Origin of the sequence: Methylobacterium sp. E-045, from assembly GCF_022829685.1 — a bacterium.
In the GTDB taxonomy this organism is placed as follows: Bacteria; Pseudomonadota; Alphaproteobacteria; order Rhizobiales; family Beijerinckiaceae; genus Methylobacterium.
The window spans coordinates 134,202-154,971 of sequence record NZ_JAKSYE010000086.1 but is presented as its reverse complement, the minus strand read 5'-3'; the positions used below and the strand labels follow the sequence as shown (position 1 = coordinate 154,971).

The 20,770-nt window shown below is 68.5% G+C and carries 22 protein-coding genes, 1 pseudogene and 2 riboswitches; of the genes and pseudogenes, 12 read left to right on the top strand and 11 right to left on the bottom strand.

Annotation, left to right across the window (positions count from 1 at the left end; all coding sequences use genetic code 11):
• The first annotated feature begins 82 nt into the window (after nucleotides 1–82).
• Genes MKK51_RS16210 through MKK51_RS16190 form a run of 5 tightly spaced genes read left to right on the top strand, consistent with a single transcriptional unit; the run spans nucleotide 83 to nucleotide 3,080 of the window.
• A complete protein-coding gene (locus tag MKK51_RS16210) occupies nucleotides 83–466 on the top strand; it encodes a hypothetical protein (protein ID WP_147840841.1) in 384 nt (127 codons plus the stop codon).
• Nucleotides 467–509: 43 nt separating this feature from the next.
• Nucleotides 510–1,019, top strand: coding sequence for an RNA polymerase sigma factor (locus tag MKK51_RS16205; protein WP_243924979.1), 510 nt, complete (start codon nucleotides 510–512; stop codon nucleotides 1,017–1,019).
• On the top strand, nucleotides 1,016–1,825 hold the full coding sequence (locus MKK51_RS16200) for an anti-sigma factor family protein (RefSeq protein ID WP_147840839.1): 810 nt from the start codon (nucleotides 1,016–1,018) through the stop codon (nucleotides 1,823–1,825). The genes MKK51_RS16205 and MKK51_RS16200 overlap by 4 nt, the downstream gene beginning before the upstream one ends.
• Nucleotides 1,822–2,712, top strand: a complete 891-nt coding sequence (locus tag MKK51_RS16195) for a LysR family transcriptional regulator (protein WP_147840838.1) — start codon at nucleotides 1,822–1,824, stop codon at nucleotides 2,710–2,712. Before MKK51_RS16200 ends, MKK51_RS16195 begins: the two co-directional genes overlap by 4 nt.
• Nucleotides 2,709–3,080: a YidH family protein gene (locus tag MKK51_RS16190; protein WP_056203338.1), complete on the top strand. Its 372-nt coding sequence runs from the start codon at nucleotides 2,709–2,711 to the stop codon at nucleotides 3,078–3,080. Before MKK51_RS16195 ends, MKK51_RS16190 begins: the two co-directional genes overlap by 4 nt.
• A gap of 3 nt (nucleotides 3,081–3,083) precedes the next feature.
• Here the strand turns inward: MKK51_RS16190 and MKK51_RS16185 are convergent, their stop codons facing one another.
• The 6 genes from MKK51_RS16185 to MKK51_RS16160 all read right to left on the bottom strand — a co-directional run bounded on the left by MKK51_RS16185 (nucleotide 3,084) and on the right by MKK51_RS16160 (nucleotide 9,523).
• The gene (locus tag MKK51_RS16185; RefSeq protein WP_147840837.1) at nucleotides 3,084–4,169 is read right to left on the bottom strand and encodes a sulfite oxidase; all 1,086 of its coding nucleotides are present in this window, start codon (nucleotides 4,167–4,169) and stop codon (nucleotides 3,084–3,086) included.
• A 79-nt stretch (nucleotides 4,170–4,248) separates the two neighbouring features.
• Nucleotides 4,249–5,232 carry a beta-propeller fold lactonase family protein gene (locus tag MKK51_RS16180; protein WP_147840836.1) on the bottom strand — a complete coding sequence of 328 codons (984 nt, stop codon included), beginning with the start codon at nucleotides 5,230–5,232 and terminating at the stop codon, nucleotides 4,249–4,251.
• Nucleotides 5,233–5,416: 184 nt separating this feature from the next.
• A complete protein-coding gene (locus tag MKK51_RS16175) occupies nucleotides 5,417–5,755 on the bottom strand; it encodes a c-type cytochrome (protein ID WP_147762548.1) in 339 nt (112 codons plus the stop codon).
• An 11-nt stretch (nucleotides 5,756–5,766) separates the two neighbouring features.
• Entirely contained in the window at nucleotides 5,767–6,990 is a 1,224-nt protein-coding gene (locus tag MKK51_RS16170) for a molybdopterin-dependent oxidoreductase (protein ID WP_147840835.1), read from the bottom strand.
• 194 nt (nucleotides 6,991–7,184) lie between these two features.
• Nucleotides 7,185–8,381: an adenylate/guanylate cyclase domain-containing protein gene (locus MKK51_RS16165; protein WP_243978897.1), complete on the bottom strand. Its 1,197-nt coding sequence runs from the start codon at nucleotides 8,379–8,381 to the stop codon at nucleotides 7,185–7,187.
• 44 nt (nucleotides 8,382–8,425) lie between these two features.
• Nucleotides 8,426–9,523: a YeiH family protein gene (locus tag MKK51_RS16160; RefSeq protein ID WP_147840833.1), complete on the bottom strand. Its 1,098-nt coding sequence runs from the start codon at nucleotides 9,521–9,523 to the stop codon at nucleotides 8,426–8,428.
• A 206-nt stretch (nucleotides 9,524–9,729) separates the two neighbouring features.
• Between MKK51_RS16160 and MKK51_RS16155 the strand changes: the two are divergent.
• Nucleotides 9,730–10,308: pseudogene (locus tag MKK51_RS16155) on the top strand (STAS domain-containing protein); the annotation flags it as partial.
• Nucleotides 10,309–10,724: 416 nt separating this feature from the next.
• On the opposite strand, the gene MKK51_RS16150 reads toward MKK51_RS16155, so the two are convergent.
• Together MKK51_RS16150 and MKK51_RS16145 are read right to left on the bottom strand one after the other, a co-directional pair.
• Nucleotides 10,725–11,492 (bottom strand): hypothetical protein, encoded by a 768-nt coding sequence (locus tag MKK51_RS16150; protein WP_147840832.1) that lies wholly within the window; start codon nucleotides 11,490–11,492, stop codon nucleotides 10,725–10,727.
• 49 nt (nucleotides 11,493–11,541) lie between these two features.
• Nucleotides 11,542–12,390: a MurR/RpiR family transcriptional regulator gene (locus tag MKK51_RS16145; protein WP_187275329.1), complete on the bottom strand. Its 849-nt coding sequence runs from the start codon at nucleotides 12,388–12,390 to the stop codon at nucleotides 11,542–11,544.
• Nucleotides 12,391–12,538: 148 nt separating this feature from the next.
• Here MKK51_RS16145 and MKK51_RS16140 point away from each other — a divergent pair, with 148 nt between their 5' ends.
• Genes MKK51_RS16140 through MKK51_RS16130 form a run of 3 tightly spaced genes read left to right on the top strand, consistent with a single transcriptional unit; the run spans nucleotide 12,539 to nucleotide 14,324 of the window.
• Nucleotides 12,539–13,303 (top strand): COG4280 domain-containing protein, encoded by a 765-nt coding sequence (locus tag MKK51_RS16140; protein ID WP_147840830.1) that lies wholly within the window; start codon nucleotides 12,539–12,541, stop codon nucleotides 13,301–13,303.
• A gap of 8 nt (nucleotides 13,304–13,311) precedes the next feature.
• Nucleotides 13,312–13,524 (top strand): hypothetical protein, encoded by a 213-nt coding sequence (locus MKK51_RS16135; protein ID WP_147762555.1) that lies wholly within the window; start codon nucleotides 13,312–13,314, stop codon nucleotides 13,522–13,524.
• On the top strand, nucleotides 13,521–14,324 hold the full coding sequence (locus tag MKK51_RS16130; protein ID WP_147840829.1) for a phosphatase PAP2 family protein: 804 nt from the start codon (nucleotides 13,521–13,523) through the stop codon (nucleotides 14,322–14,324). The genes MKK51_RS16135 and MKK51_RS16130 overlap by 4 nt, the downstream gene beginning before the upstream one ends.
• Here MKK51_RS16130 and MKK51_RS16125 read toward each other — a convergent pair.
• The 3 genes from MKK51_RS16125 to MKK51_RS16115 form a co-directional block, all read right to left on the bottom strand.
• Nucleotides 14,314–14,949 (bottom strand): 2,3-bisphosphoglycerate-dependent phosphoglycerate mutase, encoded by a 636-nt coding sequence (locus MKK51_RS16125; RefSeq protein WP_409565425.1) that lies wholly within the window; start codon nucleotides 14,947–14,949, stop codon nucleotides 14,314–14,316. The two genes, MKK51_RS16130 and MKK51_RS16125, sit on opposite strands and share 11 nt — an antisense overlap.
• Before the next feature lie 94 nt (nucleotides 14,950–15,043).
• Nucleotides 15,044–16,858, bottom strand: coding sequence for a lanthanide-dependent methanol dehydrogenase XoxF5 (xoxF5, locus tag MKK51_RS16120; RefSeq protein WP_147840827.1), 1,815 nt, complete (start codon nucleotides 16,856–16,858; stop codon nucleotides 15,044–15,046).
• Between the two features lie 682 nt (nucleotides 16,859–17,540).
• Nucleotides 17,541–17,612, bottom strand: a riboswitch (Fluoride riboswitch).
• Between the two features lie 50 nt (nucleotides 17,613–17,662).
• Entirely contained in the window at nucleotides 17,663–18,268 is a 606-nt protein-coding gene (locus MKK51_RS16115; protein WP_147840826.1) for a TMEM165/GDT1 family protein, read from the bottom strand.
• A gap of 192 nt (nucleotides 18,269–18,460) precedes the next feature.
• Nucleotides 18,461–18,533: riboswitch (Fluoride riboswitch) on the top strand.
• Nucleotides 18,534–18,556: 23 nt separating this feature from the next.
• On the opposite strand from MKK51_RS16115, the gene MKK51_RS16110 reads away from it, so the two are divergent.
• The 3 genes from MKK51_RS16110 to MKK51_RS16100 all read left to right on the top strand — a co-directional run bounded on the left by MKK51_RS16110 (nucleotide 18,557) and on the right by MKK51_RS16100 (nucleotide 20,701).
• A complete protein-coding gene (locus MKK51_RS16110; RefSeq protein WP_147840825.1) occupies nucleotides 18,557–19,960 on the top strand; it encodes a voltage-gated chloride channel family protein in 1,404 nt (467 codons plus the stop codon).
• Nucleotides 19,957–20,358 (top strand): DUF190 domain-containing protein, encoded by a 402-nt coding sequence (locus tag MKK51_RS16105; RefSeq protein WP_147762561.1) that lies wholly within the window; start codon nucleotides 19,957–19,959, stop codon nucleotides 20,356–20,358. Before MKK51_RS16110 ends, MKK51_RS16105 begins: the two co-directional genes overlap by 4 nt.
• A 142-nt stretch (nucleotides 20,359–20,500) precedes the next feature.
• Complete coding sequence (locus MKK51_RS16100) at nucleotides 20,501–20,701, top strand: Na+/H+ antiporter NhaA (protein ID WP_243924977.1); 201 nt, start codon at nucleotides 20,501–20,503, stop codon at nucleotides 20,699–20,701.
• Nucleotides 20,702–20,770: the final 69 nt, after the last annotated feature.

Below are 20,770 nucleotides of genomic sequence, written 5' to 3'. Positions count from 1 at the left end.
CGTCGAGAAGACGCGTGGAATAGAGGCGCCTCTTCGGCATCCCTCCCGATGCGGTCATGCTCGACCGCGGGAGACCTCACCCATGCGCACTCTGCTGATCCGCGGCGCCTTCGCGGCTGTCGCCTTCTCCGCCTTGGCCGCCCAGGCCGCCGCGCCTGCCATGACGGCCGAGACCGCCAAGGGGCCGGCGCTCGTCGATGCCAAGAGCATGACCCTCTACACCTTCGACAAGGACATGGGCGGCAAGTCGATGTGCAACGGCCCCTGCGCCACCAACTGGCCGGCCCTGATGGCCGCCTCCGGCTCGGCCGCCAGCGGCGACTGGACGATGGTGACGCGGGACGACGGCACGATGCAGTGGGCCTACAAGGGCAAGCCGCTCTACACCTTTGCCAAGGACACCAAGCCCGGCGACATCACCGGCGACGGCTTCCTCAATGGCGCGTGGCACATCGCCAAGCCTTGATCGGTGAATGCCTTGATCGGCCCCCTCTGACCGGGAAGCATCGTTGGACGAGATCGCCGCCCTGATCGAACCGCAAATCCCGGCCCTGCGGCGCTACGCCGTCGCGCTGTTGCGAGACCGCGAGGCGGCGGACGACCTCGTCCAGGACACCCTGGAGCGGGCCTTGTCCGCTTGGTCCGGGCGCCGCCGCGACGGCGACCTCCGAGCGTGGCTGTTCACGATCGAGCGCAACCTGTTCCTCGGCGCCGTCCGGCGCCAGGGCCGGCGCGGCGTCGATTGCGGCGCGGAAGCGCTGGAGCAGGTGCCCGACCCAGGTATCGACCCGGAGGCCGCGATGGGGGCCCGCGACGTGCTCGCCGGCCTCGACGCCCTGCCCGAGGAACAGCGCTCGGTGCTGCTCCTCGTCTCGGTGGAGGATCTGTCCTATGCCGAGGCGGCCCAGGTGCTTGGCGTACCGCTCGGCACCGTGATGTCGCGGTTGAGCCGGGCGCGGACGCGGATGCGAAGTTTTCTGGAAACAGGCCGAACCGGCCTCTTGAGGAGGGTGAAATGAGCGGGGATCCACGCCCGGTCGGCGAGGACGACCTGCACGGCCTGATCGATGGCCGCCTCGAACCGGAGCGGCAGGCGCTGGTCGAGGCATGGCTCAAAGGAAACCCCGCGCGTGCGGCCGAGGTCTCGGCGGATCGCGCTCTGCGCGAGCGCCTGCGTGCCCGCCTCGCGCCGATCGCCGAGGAGGCGATCCCGGCGCGGCTCCGGGTGGCCAACATTCGCCCGCGACGTCGGTTCGTCGGCAGGGGCTGGTTCCCCATGGCGGCTGCAGCCGTGCTCTGCCTTGCGCTCGGCGGTGCCGGCGGCTGGGTCGGCCATGCCCTGCGCGGCGGACCCGCAACGGCGATGGTGACGGAGTCACCGGCGACGCAGGACGCGGTCGCGGCCTTTCGCACCTTCGTGGTCGAGGTGGTGCATCCGGTGGAGGTGCGCGCCGACGAGAAGCCCCACCTCGTGACGTGGCTCTCGAAGCGCCTCGGTCACGCGGTCGCGGCCCCCGATCTCGCGGCCCAAGGGTTTCGCCTGATGGGCGGGCGGCTGCTGCCGGCCGGCGCTGAATCCGCAGCGATGCTAATGTACGACGACGACCGCGGAACCCGCCTGACGCTTTACAGCCGCGTCGGAGACGGCGATGGGCGAACGCTCTTCCGCTTCGCCCGAGAGGGCGACATCGCTGCCTTCTCCTGGGTCGATGGTGGCATGTCCTACGTCGTCACCGGCCGTACCGACGAGGCCCGGCTGCTCACCGTCGCGCAGGCGGTCGATGCGCACGTCCGCGGCCTCGCGCCGGATCGTCGGCAGCCGTGACCCTCGACCAGCTTCGCATCTTCGTGGCGGTGGCCGAGCGGCAGCACGTGACGCGAGCCGCCGAGGCGCTGAACATCGTCCAGTCGGCGGTCAGCACGGCGATCGCCAACATCGAGGGGCGGCACGCGACGAAGCTGTTTCACCGGGTCGGCCGCGGGATCGAACTCACCGAGGCGGGGCGCGTATTCCTCATCGAGGCTCGCGCGGTGCTCGCCCGGGCGGAAGCCGCCGAACTGGTGCTCGCCGACCTCAGCTGCCTGCGACGCGGGACGCTGGCGCTCTACGCCAGCCAGACCATCGCCAGCGACTGGCTGCCGCGCCACCTCGTCGCCTTCCGCCGCACCTACCCTGAGATCGCCATCCGGCTGGCGGTCGGCAACACCACCGATGCCGCCGACGCGGTGCGCGCCGGGCAGGCCGAACTCGGCTTCGTCGAGGGAGCGTTGGACGACCCGACGCTTGCGAGCACCACCATCGCGCGGGACCAACTCGTCCTCGTGGTTGCCCCAACACATCCCTTCGCGGGGGCGACCGCGCTCGCACCCGAGGACCTCGCCGGGGCCGATTGGGTGCTGCGCGAGGCGGGATCCGGAACCCGCTCGGCCTTCGAGGCAGCGCTCATGGAGGCTGGCCTCTCCACGGCCCAACTCCGGGTCACGCTCGAACTGCCCTCGAACGAGGCGGTGCGCGCCGCCGTCGAGGCCGGGGGCGGGGCCGCCGTCCTGTCCGAGACCGTGGTCGCCGCCGCGCTACGGGCCGGAACGCTGGTGCGGGCGGCGTTCGCCCTGCCGAGCCGGCCCTTCCGGGTGCTGCGCCACAAGGAGCGCTATCGCAGTCGGGCAGCCGACGCGCTGCTCGACCTGATCCAGGAGGCGGCTGCCGGATGAGGGAACCTGCGAAGCCCGTTCCCCCCGACGACCCGCGGGTCAGGCTCGCCGAGGACCGCACGGTGCTGGCAGCCGAGCGCACCTTCGTGGCGTGGCTTCGCACCGGGCTCGCCTTCCTCGGCGTCGGCCTGGCCGCGCAGCGCTTCCTGCGAGAGGTGCTGGCGGTCTGGCCACTGAAGGTGCTGTCGCTCACGCTGATCGCCTGCGCGCTTGCTTCGTTCGCCGGCGCCGCATGGCGGGACCGGGCGATCCGAGCGCGACTCGCCCATGCCGAGATCCCGATGATGCCGCGCATCCTCACCGTCGGGGTTGCGGCCCTACTCATCGCGATCTCGGGCCTCGCGGCCACTGCCCTGCTCTGGGCGTGACGGTCAGGCCACCGTGACCCGCACCCGGTGCCAGGCGGCGCTGAGGTAGCCCTTGTAGTTCCAGGTGTCGTCCGGCGCCGCAGGCTGGGTCTGGCCGGCGGAGTCCCAGGCCCGCACCGCGAGTTCGTGCTCGCCGGTCGTCAGCTCGCAGTCGATCTCCCAGAACGTCCAGGCGTAGGGCGCGTCCGCATCGCGGTCGATCCGGGCCTGCGCCCAGCTGCGACCGCCATCCGTCGAGACGTCGACGCGGGCGACCGCTCGGTCGCTGGCGATGGCGTAGCCGCGGATCGCGTGCCGGCCGGCCTTCAACGCTGCGCCGCGGGCGGGCTCGCAGATCGCGCTGTTGAGCGGCATCGCCTCGATGGTGATGCCGTGGGCGGGGTCCGCGGTCTCGGCGGTCACGTCGGGCGGAAACAGCTTGTAGTCGTCGGCCTGCATCGGGTTGTCGGAGGGGTGATCCTGCACCGTGATGCGGGCGAGCCACTTCGGGCTGCGGATACCGGCAAAGCCCGGCACCACCACGCGCAACGGATGGCCGTGCTCGGGGGCGAGAGGCTCGCTGTTCATCGCGAAGGCGAGCAGCGTCTCGGGGGCGAGCGCCTTGGCGAGCGGGATCGAGGCGCCGAAGCGCGTGTCCGTATGGGCGATCCGGTCGTGGCTCTCGAAGGCGACGTGACGTGCGCCCCCCGCGTCGAGGCCGGCCGCGCGCAGCACGTCGGCGAGGCGCACGCCGGTCCATTCCGCGTTGCCGATGGCGCCGGCCGCCCACGGGTCGCCGGCGACCGGGGCCACCGCCAGCATGTCGGCCCGGCGGTTGCCGGCGCATTGCATTACTGCCGTGACGGTGATGGGTGCGAACCGCGCCTTGAGGTCGGCGACGGACAGGTCGAGCGGCGTCGCGACCATCCCGTCGACGGTCAGGCGGTAGCTGTCGGCGTCGATGTCCGGGATGTCGCCGTGGCTGCGGACGTAGAAGTCGGCCTGCTCGGTAATGAAGGTCGCGCGCAGGCGATCGAGCGGCGGCTCGGCGTTGTAGGGCGCCTTGCCGTGGACGATGAGGCGGTCCTTGCGCTGGAACAGGCCGAGCATGGGGTCTTTGTCCTGCGTTCGTGACGTGTCGACGACGAGAACGCGCCGGGAACCGATAAGGCCCCCGGCGCGCGTCGCCTCAGGGCTTCATCGTCGAGATGACCGCGTTCTTCGCCCGGTCCACCACGGCGACGCTGAGGTCGCGGTTGAGGACGTAGGCGCGGGCGTTGTCGGTCGAGAACGCGATCGCCTGGCGCGGCTCGTTCAGGCCGGTCACCGTTGCGACGACCTTGAGAGTGCCGGTGTCGATCACCGACAAGGAGTTGTCCTTGAGATTGCCCGAATAGACGAAGCGCCCGTCCGGGGTCAGCGCGGCGCCGTAGGGGTCCTTGCCCACTGCCACCTCGGAGGTGACCTTACGGGCGGCGACATCGACCACGCCGATGGTATTGCGGCCGCTGTTGGCGGCAAACAGCGTCTTACCGTCCTTGGTGATCGAGATGGCGCGCAGCTTGTCGAACCCGGCGATCTCGCCGGTGATCTTGTTGGTAGCGGTATCGACCAACGTGATCTTGTCGCCGAGGAAGTTCGTCACGAACACGGTCTTGCCGTCCGGCGACAGCTTCACGCCCTGGCGCGGCTGCGCGAAGCCGGGGATCACGGCCTCGGCGAGCATGGTCCTGGTGTCGAACACGGTCAGCGTGCTCGCGGCCTCGTTGTTGACGTAGAGCTTGCCTCCGTCGGCCGAGAGCACCGTACCGAACGAGCCGGGGCCCGCGGCGAGAACGCCGGCCTCCTTGCCGGTGGCGGTCTCGTAGACCGTGATCCGGCCGGTGCCGCTGTCGGAGACGTAGAAGCGGGCGCCGTCCGGCGCGAACACGATGTTGCGCGGCGTGACGAAGCCGTCGAGGCGGCGCAGCACCGTGCCCTTGGCGACGTCGTAGACGACGACGGCGCTCTCCTCGCTGTTCGAAACAGCGGCGACGGTCCCGGCGGCGTTCAGCGCCAGGGCGTTGTTCTTGATCGCGCCGTCGAAGCCGGCGGCGAACCCGGGCTGGGCCTGGGCTAGGAGCAAGGCGGCTCCGGTGAGGAGGGTGCGGAGGCTGGTGCGGATATGGGTCATGAAGCGGGTCTCTCGGGCATGCGCGCTCGTTCGGCGGCCGGGGCCTGCCGTGAGGGCTGGTTCGAAATCGGAAATCCGTGGTGCAAGGCCGGGCCGGCCGTGCATCGCCCTGAGGAGACGCCAGAAGGCGCGGTTTATTCCCCGAGGCCGGCGAAATAGCGCGGCGGCCTCGGGATTCGGGGGTTCAGGGCGTCGGCTTCAACGCCGTGAGGTAGTCGACGATGGTCTGCACGTCGGCCTGATCGACGGGCGCCTTGTAGACGTGGACCATCTTGTTCACGGTCTCGGTCCACTGCGCCTTCGTGAGCTTGGGCTGGGTCAGCACCATCCCGGCCGAGTGGCAGGCGAGGCAGTTGTTATTGACCGCCTCGGCCCCCGGTCCGTCGGGGAACATTCGGTCGGAAGTCGGGAATTCGATCGATTGCGAGGTGAAGCGCATCGGCTCGGGAGCCGGGGCGGCGAGCGCCACCAGGGGAGACAGTATGAGCGCGGCGATGAGGGCCGCAGGGCGGATTGGGTTCATGGCTGTTCTCCTCAAGCGGCCTGGAAGGACACGGCCTCGATGCCGTTCTGCATGAAGCCGGCGCCGTTCCAGACCCGGTCCATGGGCTGCGCGACGCCGTTGGTGTTGGTGCAGCGGACCCTGATCGTGTGGGTGCCGGAGGCCAGCGCCGGTAGGCTGCCCTCGAAGCGGCGGAAGCTGTAGGGGCCCTCGTCCGCGCCGAGCTGCGCCGGGAACCACGTCGCTCCGCCATCTCCGGAGAAGTCGACCGTCTTCACCCCGCAATCGCCGCCGAAGGCGATGCCGCGAAGGGCCACCGGCGTTCCGGCCGCCACCTTGGCGCCATCGGTCAGGTTGGTGACGAAGGAGCGCGGCACCATCCTGTTGATCGGGACCGTCTTGAAGCCGGTCTGGCCGGGCTTAATGTTGGCGCCCGGCACGTCCGGGATGCGGTAGGCGGTCTTCATCCAATATTGGTCGTCGGGCTTGTCCAGCACCTCGATGTCGGACAGCATCTTGACCCAATAGGTCGAGTACCAGCCCGGCACCACGAGGCGGAGCGGGAAACCGTTGAGCAGCGGAAGTTGCTCGCCGTTCATCGCGTAGGCGATCATCACCTCACCATTGTTGGCGTGGTCGAGATCGAGGGACTTCTTGAAGTCCGGCGCGTCGTCGACCACGGGCTCGTCGAGGCCGCTGAAGCGCACCTGCAAGGCACCAGACTTCACGCCAGCGCGTTCGAGCACGTCCTTGAGGCGCACCCCGGTCCAGCGGGCGTTGCCCATCGAGCCGTTGGCCCATTGCGCGCCGGGCACACGCGGCTCGAACAGCCCGCGTGAATTGCCCGAGCACTGGTTCACCGCGGCGATCTCGAAGCGGGGCAGGCCGGCGATGGCGTCGAGGGAGAGCGAGAGTTCCTTATCGACGTGGCCGTGGACCTTAAGACGGAAGGTGCCGGCGTCGACTTCGGTCGGGATCGAGGCCCAGTGCCAACGGACGTAGAAGCGGTCGTTGGGTGTGAACACGCCCTCGTCGAATACCGAGAACGGCGTCTCCAGCAGCGGCGGATGAGTGCGCTGCAGGATCATCTCGCCCTTGTCCGGAAAGGCCGTGGTCAACGCCCGCTCATCCGGGCCGCCCGGCAGCGGAAGCTTCACCGAGCCCGCCGCCCAGGCCGGCATGGCGGCGCCGAGGCTGCCGAGCCCTAGGCCACCCAGGACGAGGCGGCGGTTCGTCGGTCTGTCCAGTCCGTGCATGGTCTCTCCCCTAAGAATGTCGGCGTCGATGCGTTCGAGGGCATCGGACCCGTCGCGATTCCTCGCGACCATGGAGATGCTACGGGATACGATTTATTCCTTCCAACGGTCTTTCGCGATGTGAATGATCTCCAAACGCGATGATTTGAGAAGTTTCGATCTACGATGGGACGATCAAGGACGCCGTCTCGGCGTCACGCCGCCGGCGCGCCGACGGGCGCGGTCCTGCGATGCCCGAACAGGGCGTGACGCTCTGAAAAACCGCGAAGGGCGACGGTGCCGAGAGGTTCGAGGGCATGTGCCAACCCGTCGATGAAGGTGTCGGTGGCGATCAGCGGCGTGTCGTAGGTCTTGCACAGGCGCTCGACGCGAGCGAGCACGTTGAGATCGCGGCCGATCGCCGTGAAATCGACCCGGTCGCCGCCGCCGATATTGCTGTAGGCGATCTCCCCGACATGAAGTGCGACGCCGACCTCGAAGGCAGCTGTGTCACCGTCGCGCAGGGTCGCAAGCGCAGCGAGTGCGGCCTCGGCGGCATGCAACGCGGCACGGCGCGCCGCGGCCTCGTTGCGATCGGCATCGAACACGGCCAGTAGCCCGTCGCCGATATACTTCAGCACCTCGCCGCCTTCCGCCTCGATGGCCGGCACGATGGCATCGAACATCCGGTTGAGGGCGGCCACGACACAGTCTGGGCTCTGCCGGTCGGACAGTTCACCGAACCCGCGCAAGTCAGTCAGCATCATCGCGGCCCGCATCAGGCGCACGTCGCCACGCCGCACCGTGCCGGCCAGAATCTGCCGCGCCGGGTCGCGCCCGACATAGGCGCTCAGCACCGCGCCGAGCATGTCGTCGAGCGCCTTGATCTCGAACAGCAGCGAGAAAGACCCGACCAGCGCCAGCAACGTGTCGATCTCGATCGGCGTGAAGCCGCCCGGTCTCGCCGTGGCCCAGGAGGCGGCGCCCATGCGTCCACGCGCGGCGCGCAGCGGCACGATGAGGTAGTCGGTCAGACCCTCGTCGCGAAGCTCGCCCAGCACGGGAAACGGCAGCGGCCCATCCCCGTCGAGACGGCATCGGAATGGGGTACGGGTCTCGACCACGTGCTCGACGGTGTTGCCGTGAAAAGTCGGCGTACCCTCGATGCCGTGGCGGCGACGCAGGGCTAGGCTCGACGCTCCGGGATGCCAGACGCGCATCACCCACCGGAACGACGGATGCAGGGTCGGCGCGTGGGTGGTGGCGCGGGCCAGTGGCAGGCCGAGCCCCGAGAGGCACGCGCTGAACCCGTCGAGAAGGGCTGCCGCGTCCGCCGCTTCGCGACCCGGCCCCATCAACCATCCCGTCGCCTGCGCGACCGCCTCGGACGAAGATTGGGACGAACGTGTCACGGCAGTTCTTTCATCAAGAATTCGGATCGATGCCATAGCGCGGATCAGACGAGGCCGAGCACGTGGATCAGGCCGAGGCTGACGGCGCCTAGCGCAAGGAGCGAGGCGACCACCGCGAGGGTCACCCGCGCCCCGGCCTTGGCGACGCTGCGCACGTCGACCCCGAGGCCGAGCGCCGCCATCGAGACCACGGTCAGCACGTTGGCGGTCTCCGACATCGGCGCGAGCGCAACCTGCGGGACCAGCCCGGCCGAGCGAAGGCCCGCGAGCGCCAGGAAGGCGAGGATGAACCACGGCACCAGGCGGTGGATCGCGAGGCCGCCGCGGGCCGGGCGGTCGCCGGCGGTGACGCCGGGGGCAGCCTCGTCGGTCTCCTCGCGCAGCCGGCTCGCGCCGAGGGAGAGCACCAGGACGACCGGGCCTAGCATCAGCACCCGGACGAGCTTCACCAGGGTTCCGACCTGGACGCTGAGCGCCGCGACCGGCGCGGTGGCGGCGAGGACCTGCGGAACAGCGTAGACGGTGAGGCCGGCGAGCACGCCGTACTGCATCGGCGACAGACCGAGCAGCGGCACCAGCAGCGGCAGGCCGAGCACCACCAGCACGCCCAGCACCGCGGTGAAGGCGATGGAGGCGGCGACGTCCTCGCCGTCGGCGCCGATCACCGGGGCCGTGGCCGCGATCGCCGAGTTGCCGCAGATCGAGTTCCCGCAGGCCACGAGGATCGCCATGCGCGGATGCAGCCCGAGCGCTCGGCCGATGCCGTAACTCGACAGGATCGCCACGACGACGACGCCCGCGATGCCGAAGAGCAGGCCCGGTCCGGCGGCGAGGATCGTCGCGAGGCTGAGCGACGCGCCGAGCAGTACGACCGCGATCTCCAGCACGGTCTTGGCCCCGAAGGCGATGCCGGGAAAGAAACGCTGCGACGGGGTCCAAATGGTGCGGATCGCGCTGCCGAGCAGGATCGCGAGCACCAGGGCTTCGAGCCAGGCACGACCGAACAGGTGCGCCTCGGCGGCTTCGAAGCCGATCGCTGCGGCGGTGACCGCCACGCAGAGGCCCAGTCCCGGAAGGATGGCTCTCGTGCCGGCCAAGGCACGCGTCGGACGAGAGTGGGAGAAAAGTCTGGGCGCGGACATGGATGGCTCCGATGTGATGCCGGAGGATCCCAGGTCCCGTTCATTCACTCCAACGGAATGATTAGATGCTTTTCATCACTGAAATAGATGAAATGCGGACCCCTTCAGAGTTTGCGGAGACGCATTGTGAGGGGCCGACAGGCGGATTCACCCGTCGATCCAGCGGGCCGTGATCGTCGTGTCCGCAGCAAGCTCATAGATCCTGACTGCTGTTCCTGATCGTCGTGCTTGGTCCCTACGTGGCCCGGATCCCGATGGCCGCCCTCGTTGCGGTGATGATCATGGTGGCCATCAACACCTTCCAGTGGAAGTCGCACGGGACCCTGGTGACCCACCCGAAGGCGTCGAGCTTCGTGATGCTCGGCACCGTGGCGGTGGTGGTCGCCACCCACGACCTCGCCAAGGGCGTCCTTTTCGGCGTGGTCCTCAGCGGTCTGTTCTTCGCCCACAAGGTTACGAGGTTCTTCGCCGTCCGGTCGTCCCACGGTAAGGGCGACGTGCGGACCTACCAGGTCACCGGGCAGATCTTCTTCGCGACGGCCGAAGCCTTCCACGCCGCCTTCGGTTTTCGCGAGGAGGCCCTGCGGGCGGTCGTGACTGACCTGCAGGCGGCGCACTTCTGGGACATCTCGGCCATCAACGCCCTCGACCGGGTCGTGCTGAAGTTCCGTCATCACGGCATCGCGGTCGACGTCGTCGGCATGAACGAGGCGACGGCCACGATGGTCGAGCGCGTCGGCACCCACGACAAGCCGGGGGCGACCTTCGCCGTGGGCGGCCACTGACCGTGGCGTCATCCTTCGCAAGGGCGGACGGATGCGGGCTGCCGTCTTCATCCGCCGGTGCGACAGGTCCCTCGGGTGCGCGGTCTGAAAGTCGGGTCGGCAGGTTTGCGGCGTTTGTCGGGAGGTGCGACCTCGATGACCCTCGACCTCTCTCGGCCAAAGGCCTTTCGGCACCATCGCCGACGCCCGCAACGCTTTGCCCTGGCCGGGGACCGCGGCCGCGCCCCGCATCGCGCTCCGTTGGACGAGTGTCAGGTGGGACGGGACGATCCGCGCGACCGTATCCCCGACGCTTTCGCGATCAGGGGGAAGGCCCACATGGGAGCGACGCCGGTCCTCGATCTGCCTCAAGGGTGGAGGCACAGAAATCGACGACCCGCGAAATTCCCGCCTCGGCCTTCCTCGGAACGTCGAGGCTAAGCCGACGCCGGATGGTGGCCGGCCCTCTGGGGAACGACCAGAACGCATACGACCATCAACGCCGCGAGCACCACCGAGATGGTCAGGTCGCTGATCCCCAGGCCACCCTGGGCAGAGGGCTTGTCGAGCGAGTTCGCGACCGTCGCACCGAGCGGACGCGTCAGGATGAAGGCGGCCCAGAACAGCGCCGTGCGGGAGGTTTTCGTGAAGAAGTAGAGACCGGCCGTGACGGCCAGGGCGCCGGCGATCAGCAGGGCGCTTCCGTTGTAGCCGAGTGGGGTGTCGTCGGCCATCCAGTCGCCCAACGCGGTGCCGAGCGTCTGCGAGAACATGATGGTCAGCCAGTAGAAACATTCCACCTTCGGGGTCGCGACGGTCTCGACCGCGACCGTCCCCTCCGACCTGTACCAGAGGCCGAGCGAGCCCAGCACGAGCGCGAGGAGGGATAGCGACCCGCCAAGGTAGCCGATGCCCAGCGACCGGTCGAAGAGATCGGCCATCGTCGTTCCCGCCAAGGTCGTCGCAGTGATGACGGCCCAGTACAGGGACGGGTGAAACCGCTTGGCGTTGATCTGGGCCGCCACGGCGACAGCCAGGAGGGTCGCGAAGATCAGGGTGCCGACGAGGTAGCCCAGACCCAACGTCAGGGTGACGGCGTTGCCGCCGACCTCGCCCAGGGTCGTGGCAACGATCTTGATCCCCCAGAAGGCCAGCGTGATCTCCGGGACCTTGCTCACTTCGATACCGGTTCGGTCGTCGGCCATGGATGGGTCCTCCGTCAGGTCGATGGGTCGGCGGCGTCACGGCTGCCGCTCAGGACCCGATCAGCTTCCTCAGCCGGTCGAGGTTGGCGAGTTGCCGAAGGGCGGTGTCGCGGTCGGCCGCGGCCAGGCCGAGGATGACGGCCTCCAGGGCGACGAGCGTGGTGGCGTGAAGGGCGACCTGGTTCGCGCGGCCGCGACGGGCCAACAGCACGACCGTGGCCTTGCGGGCGATGGTGCTGGTCTCCGTGTCGGTCACGAGGACCACGGGCAGGCCCAGACGGTGCGCCTCGCCCATCACGGCCTGCACCTCGCGGTAGGGCTTGCCGTAGGCCAGGAGTACGACCGCGTCGTCGGCATGCAGGCCCAGCAACTGGTCGGCCAGCGACCATCCCGTCGCATCGAGAAGCAGGCTCTGCCGTCCCGAGCGCGTAAGTTGGAAGGCCACGTACCGGGCAAGATGCGCGGAGGGGCCGATCCCGAAGACGCCGATCCGGGTCGCTGGATGCAGGGCGGTGACCGCCGCGAGGATACCCGCGCGTCCGTCCTCGGTCCGGAGCGCTTCCATCCCCTCCCGGTGCGCTTCCAGCACGGCATCGATGGCATCGCCGGTGGTGGCGCCGACTTCCGCCAGCGTTCGACGCATGTCGGTCGCCGGCGTCCGTCGGCCGTCGAGTCCGGCGGCGAGCGCCTGCTTGAGATCGGGCAGGCCATCGAACCCCAGCGCCTGGACGGCGCGGATCACGGTCGCGTCCGATGTCGCGAGATGCGTGGCGATCTGCTGGGCCGAACTTGCGAGAACCGTCGCCCGGTTCTGATCCAGGTAACCCGCAACCCGGGCAACGGCGGGGGACAGGGATGGCATCAGCCGCCGGACCGTGTCGCCGAACTCGTCCGCCATCGGCTTCGACTCCGCCAGTCGGTGGTGCCCCGTTTGGAACCATGATGTAGCATTTTCTACAATGATGTTGACATCGGTAGCAAGAGCGACATTTCCTCCCGACGGAAACCGCGTCCGGCCAAGCGGTCGAGTGGCAGGGAGGATCGGAATGGCCATCGACTGGGTGCATGCATGGCCCACGGCACTTGCGGCGTTTCTCGCCTCCATCGTCGAGTTCGTCGAGGCCCTCACCATCGTGCTCGCCGTCGGCGCGACCCGGGGTTGGCGGAACGCCCTCGCGGGCGCCGCGGGCGCCCTCGCCGTCCTCCTTGCCATCGTGCTGCTCTTCGGCCCACTGCTGACCCGCATCCCCCTGCGGGACGTACAACTCGTCGTCGGCGGCCTGCTGCTGCTGTTCGGCATGCGTTGGCTGAGCAAGGCCATCCTCCGCTCCGCCGGGGTCATCGCCCTGCACGACGAGGACGAGGCTTACGGCAAGCAGGCGGCCGCGCTGGGCACCGGAGGCGGCGGCCGCCTTCGATGGGATGCGGTGGCCGTGACCACCGCCTTCAAGATCACCATGCTCGAAGGCCTGGAAGTCGTCTTCATCGTCGTCGCCGTCGGTGCGGGCGGGGCGGGACTCCTGGTCCCCGCCAGCCTCGGGGCGCTCGGCGCCCTGATCGTCGTGGTGGCGCTCGGCGTCGCGCTTCACCGCCCCCTGTCGATGGTGCCGGAGAACACGCTCAAGTTCACGGTCGGCGTCCTCCTGTCGGCCTTCGGCGCGTTCTGGGTCGGCGAGGGCATCGGCCTCGACTGGCCCGGCGGCGACTGGGCGGTCGCGGCGCTGACCGCGGGCTTCCTCGGCCTCTCGGTTCTGGCCGTGCCGACGTGCCGTCGACGTGCCGCCGCCCTTCGTCCCCTTCCCAACCTCTAGGCATCCGCATGCACTGGCTCGGAACCGTCCTTCGCGAACTCCTGGGATTGGTCGTGGACGATGTCGGCTTCGCCGCCTCCATCGTCGCCTGGGTCGGGGCGGCTTGGCTGGTGCGCGCCTACGGACAGGCCGGCACGACATCGGCCGCGATCTTCCTGTTCGGAGGGCTAGGCCTGATCCTGGTGGAAAGCGTCCTCAGGCGTTCCGGGGCGCCGCGATGACCCGGCCCTCGCTGCCGGTCGCGACCGATGAGATCAAGGCCGCCGAGATCACCCCATCGCTCCTAGCACGCATGGGGCAGCGCGACTTCGGGCTGGCGGCGGGCGCCTTCCTCGTCGTGGCACTGCTCCTCGGCTTCGGGCTTCTCGCCGACGAGGTGATCGAGGGCGGAACAGCACGGTTCGACCTGGCGGTGCTCACCGCGCTTCGAACGGGCAAGGATCTCGCCATCCCCATAGGACCGGCCTGGGTGCAGGAGACGGGACGGGACGTCACCGCGCTGGGAAGCTTCGTCTTCCTCGGCTTCCTTTCGGCCGCGACCGTTGGTTACCTCATGCTGGTCCGCAAGCGCGGCCTCGCGATGGTGATGGTGGCCGCGGTCCTCGGCGGCGCAATCGCAAGCACCTTGCTCAAGTACGGCATCGACCGGCCCAGGCCGGACTTCCCGAACGCGGTGCGGGTCTTCACGCCGGGCTTCCCGAGCGGTCACGCAACGCTTGCAACCGTCACCTTCCTGACACTCGGCGTCCTCCTGACCCGAGGGAGCGCCGACCGCCGTATGAAGTCGTACTTCATGGGCCTGAGCGTGTTCCTGACGGTGGCGGTTGGGCTGAGCCGGATCTACCTCGGCGTGCACTACCCGAGCGATGTCCTCGCCGGATGGTGCGTGGGCGCGGCCTGGGCGGTGTCCTGCTGGATCCTCGCCCTCTGGCTTCAATCCCGCGGCGAGATCGAGCGGGAAGTAGCCGAGGCCGCACCGGCTCGATCCGGAACGGGCACGGAGCCGGAGCTCAGTCGATGATGCGGCGGGATGCGATGGTGGTATCCGGACCGAACTCGTAGACCCGGATCGATCCGGTCGCGATCTCGACGGATTCGATTTCCCTTGGGCCCAGTCCTTCGAGCACCATCACCAAGGCCCGCAACGAGTTGCCGTGGGCGACGACCAGCGTTGGACCGCGCATCGCCGCCGGCTGGATATGCCTTAGGTGGAAGGGCACGACCCGGGCGACGGTGTCCCGGAGGCTCTCGCCGTTCGGCGGCTGACCCTTGTAGGAGCGCCGCCAGCCCTCGATCCGCTCCGCCCCGAAACGTTCGTAGGCGCCCTGCTTGCCAAGGCCGCTGAGGTCGCCGTAGTCGCGCTCGTCCAGGGCGGCATCCCGGAGGGGCACCAGATCGGCCTGCCCCAGGGCATCGAGCGCCAGCCGGGAGGTCGCGATGGCCCGCGCGAGGGTCGACGTGAAGGCTGAGGCGAAGCGAAATCCTTCGTCCTTGAGCCGCAGCCCGGCCGAGCAGGCTTCCTGTCGGCCCCGCTCGGTGAGGGGTGAGTCGAGCAGTCCCGTGAAAAGGCCGTCGGCGTTGGCTTGGCTCTGGCCATGGCGGACGAGGACGAGACATCGCCCCGGCGGGGGTACTGGGGAGGCGATCACGCGGGCTCCGGGCGAAGGGTGGTGCGGACAGGGAAATGCCGGCGCGGAGGACCCGCGCCGGCACCCTAGGCTCCTTGGTGTTCGCGACCGATCAGTTCGGCAGGGCGAACACGGTGAGCTGGCCACCGAGGTTGGTGTAGCTCGACAGGGCGGCGTAGCCGCCCACCGCGCCGAGGCCGGCGTTCGGGTCGGTCAGGCCGGCCGCGAGGCCGATGCCGGCCCAGCCACCGACACCCGACAGGATGCCGACGTACTGCTTGCCCTTGTGGGTGTAGGTCATCACGTTGCCGATGATGCCCGACGGGGTCTTGAACTTGTACAGTTCCTTACCCGTCTTGGAGTCGACGGCCTTCAGGTAGCCTTCCAGCGTGCCGTAGAAGACAACGTCGCCGGCGGTGGCGAGGGCGCCCGACCAGACCGAGAACTGCTCGGGATCGGACCACGCGATCTTACCCTTCACGCCGTCCCAGGCGATGAAGTTGCCCATGCCGCCATGGCTGTTCGGCGCGGGGTACATCGACAGGGTCGCACCGACGTAGGGCTGGCCCGGGGTGTAGGTCACCCGGAACGGCTCGTAGTCCATGCAGACGTGGTTGGTGGGCACGTAGAACAGGTTGGTCTTCGGCGAGTAGGCGGCGGGCTGCTGGTCCTTCGAACCCAACGCGGCCGGGCAGATACCCTTGGAGTTGGTGTCCTCGCCGTTCTGCTCGGTGGAGAACTTGGCCTGGACGAGGGGGCGACCGTAGGTCTTGGAGCCCTTGTCCATGTCGACCTTGGAGGCCCAGTTGACGACCGGATCGAACTTCTCGGCGACGAGGAGTTCGCCGGTGGCGCGGTCCAGGGTGTAGCCGAAGCCGTTGCGGTCGAAGTGGGTCAGGAGCGGGCGCTCCTTGCCGTCGACCTTCTGGTCGGTGAGGATCATCTCGTTGATGCCGTCGTAGTCCCACTCGTCGTGGGGGGTCATCTGGTAGACCCACTTGGCCTGCCCGGTGTCGGGGTTACGCGCCCAGATGGTCATCGACCACTTGTTGTCGCCCGGACGCTGCTTGGGGTTCCAGGTCGAGGGATTGCCCGAGCCGTAGTACATCAGGTCGAGCTTGGGGTCGTACGAGTACCAGCCCCAGGTGCAGCCGCCGCCGGTCTTCCACTGGTCGCCTTCCCAGGTCTTCAGCGAAGAATCCTTGCCCACCGGCTTGCCGAGGTAGGTGGTCTTCTCCGGGTCGACGAGCATCTCGTCGTCCGGGCCGACGGAGTAGGCGCGCCAGACCCGCTTGCCGGACTTGAGGTCGTAGGCGGTCACGTGACAGCGTACGCCGAACTCGCCGCCCGAGATGCCGACGATGACCTTGTCCTTCACCGGCAGCACGGTGGCGGTGTTGGTCTCGCCCTTCTTCGGATCGCCGTTCTGGACCGACCAGTTCACCTTGCCGGACTTGGCGTCGAGCGAGACGACCGTGGTGTCGGCCTGGTGCAGGATGATGGCGCCGTCGGCGTAGGCCAGGCCGCGGTTGACCGTGTCGCAGCACATCACCGGGATCACCGACGGGTCCTGCTTGGGCTCGTACTTCCACACGATCTTGGCCTCGTGGTCGAGGTCGAGCGCGTAGACGATGTTCGGGAACGGGGTGTGGACGTACATCATGTTGCCGATGACGAGCGGGGCGCCCTCATGGCCGCGCAGCACGCCGGTCGAGAAGGTCCAGGCCACCTGGAGGTTCTTGACGTTGTCCTTGTTGATCTGGTCGAGCTTCGAATAGCGCTGGTTCGTGTAGTCGAGGCCCGGGAACGCCCACTGGTTGGGGTCCTGCATCAGCTTCATCAGGTTTTCGTTCGCGATGGCCGGCATGGCGGCCGGCAGGAGCGTCGCGGCGTAGGCGACGGACGCCGCAAGGGCGATCTTCCTCATAGGTGTTCCTCCATTTGAGCGTTCGAACCCGGACGTTGTGTCCGCCAGGGGTCTCCTCACCGCATCCCGGTCCGTCGGCGGCGACGTGTCGGCCCTGCGCGCTTCCGCGCCGGGCCCCGGACCGGGGCTGCATTCCCCTCGAGCCCCAAGATCATCGTCCGGGAGCCCAAGTGGAGCGCCGGTAGAAGTATCGAATTATAAGATCAGCGCAATAAGCATTTTCTAAGTGCGACAGAATTATCCAGTCATTATCATGCAGATGCTGATTTAACCAATACGACGTCGCCCGAAAAAGCCATGGCTTTATCAGGGGCGCAAATAGTGCTGTTTTTTAAATAAAGATGCCGCTCTTTATTATTCCGAGACATCGCTTTTTTGCGTTGACTCAGACTATCGAGTGGCTATCCTTATTCCTGCGACAGACTAGACCTAAGCACATGTATTCTTGTGACCGCTCGGAGGCATGTGTCCTGGTCGCGGCGGAGCCTTATGGCTCCGCCTTTTTTTTCGTGCGCGAACGGGAAAAGGCCCGGACCGCGCCTGGTGGGCGACGGCGGGCATCAGGACGGTCTTGGATCGGGCAGGGTCATCGGTCGGCTCATGAGGGGCCGCCTTGCGGCGATCCGGTTGCGGTCATGAGCGTGACGGTGCGGGTCAACACATAGCTCTACCCGCGCCGAAGCGCTCGGTAGAAGCTATCGTCCGGCCCATAGGGGGCCGGCAGTTATCGGGGAGCTTCATCCCCATCCCACGTCCGGCAACGTGGATTAATCCGTCGTCCGGGTCAATCCCTTCGTCGACCGATCACGCGCGGGTCACGGCAAGGGAGAGGAAATAGGCGCCGTAGGCCGTCACCATGAGGGCCGCGACCCCGTCGAGGACGTAGGGCGGCACCTTCCGGAAGATCCCGGTGCCGCCGAGGGCGAAAGCCAAGGTCGCCACGAGCACGACCCCGATGCCGACCCCGAGGGTCGCCGTTCCCGCGCCCTCCCGAAGCGAGACGCCGAGCCAGACCACCAGGATCTCAAGCCCCTCGGCGACCAGGGCCCAGGCGGCGACGCCGAGGCCCGCGGCGTTGATCGGCCGCGACCAGTTCGCGTCCGTCGAGCCGGGGGCCGTGCCGGCATCGCGCTTCGAGAGCCCGTCGATGAACTCGTAGAGCAGGTACAGGCCGAACCCGAGCAGCAAGACCGCCGAGATCCAATCCAGGACGTTCAGGGCCAGGAGGTAGGCCGCCTTGCGCAGGACGACCGCGAGGATCGACACCGCCAGCCCGCCGAGGATGGAGCCCGCCAGGACGCTGCGCCATCCGAACCGGTACGCCCCGGCCATCATCACCGTCGCGGCGATGAAGAGTTCGGTGAAGGTCACCTGGAAGGTGATGACGGCTCCGAGCCAGGAAAGGGTCATGGGATGCGCTCCGCCCCGGGCCGGCGTCGAACGCGCCGGCCTCGGCCGCGGAGGGCATAGACATGCCCCGGGCCCTGGACCAGCCACCGTCTTTCGTGATGCTTTCGAACGACCCGGGCCCCATCCCCACTCGGGATGGGGCCCGGGCGCGCGGGAGTTGGATCTTGACGAACGGGCGAGGCGAAGGCATCTCCCGTCCACGGCAATGGAATCTGCCGGGCCTTTCGGCCAAACCGCCCCCTGGGCTAATGACTCCTACCTTTTGCGGCGCCGCAACAAGGGGGACTCATGCGCGCGACCTTCCAAAATCTCTTCGACAGCCTGAACCTCGCGGCGTTCGTCCGCACGCGGCACGCCCATGCCGTTTCGGTGGCGCGATGGTCGGCCATCCTCGTGCCGATGGCCGCGGCGGTCGGCACCCTCTGCGCGGCCTTCCTGTGGAGCCTCGACGCGGCCACCCAGGCGCGCTTCGACCATCCCTGGTTCCTGTTCCTGCTTCCGCTCGGGGGCTGTGCCGTCGGCTTGCTCTACCACCTGTTCGGCAAGAGCGTTGAAGGCGGCAACAACCTCATCGTCGAGGAGATCCACGAGCCGGACGGCGGCGTGCCGCTCCGGATGGCGCCGCTTATCTTCCTCGGCACCATCGTCACGCACCTGTTCGGCGGGTCGGCCGGGCGCGAGGGTACCGCCGTCCAGATGGGAGGCAGCCTTGCCAGCGCCTTCGGCAAGCTCTTCGGGGTCGATGCGGCCGGGGTCCGGGTCCTCCTGATGGCGGGTATCGCCGCCGGCTTCGGCGCAGTCTTCGGCACGCCCATCGCCGGCGCGGTGTTCGCGCTGGAGGTGCTCGCGGTCGGTCGCGTCGAGTACGCCGCGCTGGTGCCCTGCCTCCTCGCCGCGGTGGTCGGCGACTGGACCTGCCAGGCATGGGGCATCCACCACGGCTTCTACCACGTGGACTTCCTCGCCGGCGGCGCGAAGGCCCTGACCGTCGATCCGCTGCTCCTTGCCAAGGTCGCGCTCGCCGGCGTCGCTTTCGGCCTTGTCGGGTTGCTGTTCGCGGAAGCCAACCACCTCCTCGGTGGTTGGCTGAAGCGCCTGGTCCCGTACGGGCCGCTCCGCCCGGTGATCGGCGGCCTCGCGGTCATCGGCCTCGTCTACGCTTTTGGTACGCGGGACTACCTCGGGCTCGGCGTCTCGGCCGCCGACGCCGGCGGGATGACCATCAACACCTTCTTCGGGCCGGACATCCATCCCTGGAGCTGGGCCCTGAAGATCCTGTTCACGGTCGTGACCCTCAGCGCCGGGTTCAAGGGCGGCGAGGTCACGCCGCTGTTCTTCATCGGCGCGGCGCTCGGCAACGCCCTGGCCGGGCTGCTCGGCGCGCCGGTGGACCTGTTCGCGGCGCTGGGGTTCGTCGCGGTCTTCGCCGGCGCAGCCAACACGCCGCTCGCCTGCACGCTGATGGGCATCGAGCTCTTCGGCGCGACGCACGGGGTCTATCTCGCCGTCGCGTGCTTCCTGGCTTACCTCTGCTCGGGTCACAACGGCATCTACCTGTCGCAGCGCATCGCGGTCCCGAAGTCGGCGGCGGCCAACATCCCGGACGGCATGACCCTGCGCCAGGCCCGTACGGGCCGGGTGCCGACCGTCGCACCGTTGGCCGAGCGCCCCATCACCGAGGAGACGTCATGACCCCATCGCATCGCGTCGTCGCCGCCGACACCGGCATGATCCGTATCTACATGAAGCCGGGCGAGCGCGGCGGCGCCGGCAAGGGCCGGTGGTTCTCTGGCTCGAAGCCGCTCTATCGGGAGCTCGTCGCCCAGGCCAAGGCGGAGGGCCTCATGAACGCCGTCGCCCACCAGTCCCACCACGGCTACAGCAACCATGGGCCGATCCAGGACGACGGCGCCGAGTCGCTCAACCCCGAGCTGACCATGTGCGTCGAACTGATCGGCACCCGCGAGCAGCTCGAAGGCTTCTGCAGCCGGCACGGTGCCCAACTCGCGAACAAGGTCATCGTCTACAAGCACCTGGAGCACTGGAGCGTCAGCCAAGTCGGCGTCGGTGCGGCGGGCCGGGCTGCATGACATGAACCGTCCCGGGACGCTCCGGGCTTCGGATTGCCGGATAGGCCAACGAATGCGATAGCCGGCCATGGGTGCGCGGTCCGACCTTCGGACCGGCAGGCTTCAGCGTTGGTCGGGCCGCCAGCGCGGGAGATCTATGCCCATGCCGCGGCGCCTTCGCCCGACCTCGGCCCTGCGTAACGTCCTCCGGGGCGAGGCCTCAGGCGGCCTGATCCTGATGGCGAGCGCCGCCCTGGCGCTGGCCATCGCGAACTCCGGCTGGTCGGGCGTCTACTTCTCAGTCCTCAAGACATACGTCGCGACGGCCTGCCTGAACGGGGACATTCGTCTTCGTGTTACCTGAACGTTCCCGGCCCCAGGCCGTTGGAGGCTTGCCTTGCGAGCTTCCCGCGTTCGCTGACGTGGAGCCAGT

Coding starts and splice junctions, on each gene's coding strand:
- MKK51_RS16175 (WP_147762548.1), bottom strand. CDS start 5,755: ATGAACCCAATCCGCCCTGCGGCCCTCATCGCCGCGCTCATACTGTCT.
- MKK51_RS16210 (WP_147840841.1), top strand. CDS start 83: ATGCGCACTCTGCTGATCCGCGGCGCCTTCGCGGCTGTCGCCTTCTCC.
- MKK51_RS16170 (WP_147840835.1), bottom strand. CDS start 6,990: ATGCACGGACTGGACAGACCGACGAACCGCCGCCTCGTCCTGGGTGGC.
- MKK51_RS16145 (WP_187275329.1), bottom strand. CDS start 12,390: ATGGCGGACGAGTTCGGCGACACGGTCCGGCGGCTGATGCCATCCCTG.
- MKK51_RS16130 (WP_147840829.1), top strand. CDS start 13,521: ATGACCCGGCCCTCGCTGCCGGTCGCGACCGATGAGATCAAGGCCGCC.
- MKK51_RS16200 (WP_147840839.1), top strand. CDS start 1,016: ATGAGCGGGGATCCACGCCCGGTCGGCGAGGACGACCTGCACGGCCTG.
- MKK51_RS16140 (WP_147840830.1), top strand. CDS start 12,539: ATGGCCATCGACTGGGTGCATGCATGGCCCACGGCACTTGCGGCGTTT.
- MKK51_RS16115 (WP_147840826.1), bottom strand. CDS start 18,268: ATGACCCTTTCCTGGCTCGGAGCCGTCATCACCTTCCAGGTGACCTTC.
- MKK51_RS16185 (WP_147840837.1), bottom strand. CDS start 4,169: ATGCTCGGCCTGTTCCAGCGCAAGGACCGCCTCATCGTCCACGGCAAG.
- MKK51_RS16135 (WP_147762555.1), top strand. CDS start 13,312: ATGCACTGGCTCGGAACCGTCCTTCGCGAACTCCTGGGATTGGTCGTG.
- MKK51_RS16160 (WP_147840833.1), bottom strand. CDS start 9,523: ATGTCCGCGCCCAGACTTTTCTCCCACTCTCGTCCGACGCGTGCCTTG.
- MKK51_RS16105 (WP_147762561.1), top strand. CDS start 19,957: ATGACCCCATCGCATCGCGTCGTCGCCGCCGACACCGGCATGATCCGT.
- MKK51_RS16150 (WP_147840832.1), bottom strand. CDS start 11,492: ATGGCCGACGACCGAACCGGTATCGAAGTGAGCAAGGTCCCGGAGATC.
- MKK51_RS16190 (WP_056203338.1), top strand. CDS start 2,709: ATGAGGGAACCTGCGAAGCCCGTTCCCCCCGACGACCCGCGGGTCAGG.
- MKK51_RS16110 (WP_147840825.1), top strand. CDS start 18,557: ATGCGCGCGACCTTCCAAAATCTCTTCGACAGCCTGAACCTCGCGGCG.
- MKK51_RS16180 (WP_147840836.1), bottom strand. CDS start 5,232: ATGACCCATATCCGCACCAGCCTCCGCACCCTCCTCACCGGAGCCGCC.
- xoxF5 (WP_147840827.1), bottom strand. CDS start 16,858: ATGAGGAAGATCGCCCTTGCGGCGTCCGTCGCCTACGCCGCGACGCTC.
- MKK51_RS16100 (WP_243924977.1), top strand. CDS start 20,501: ATGCCGCGGCGCCTTCGCCCGACCTCGGCCCTGCGTAACGTCCTCCGG.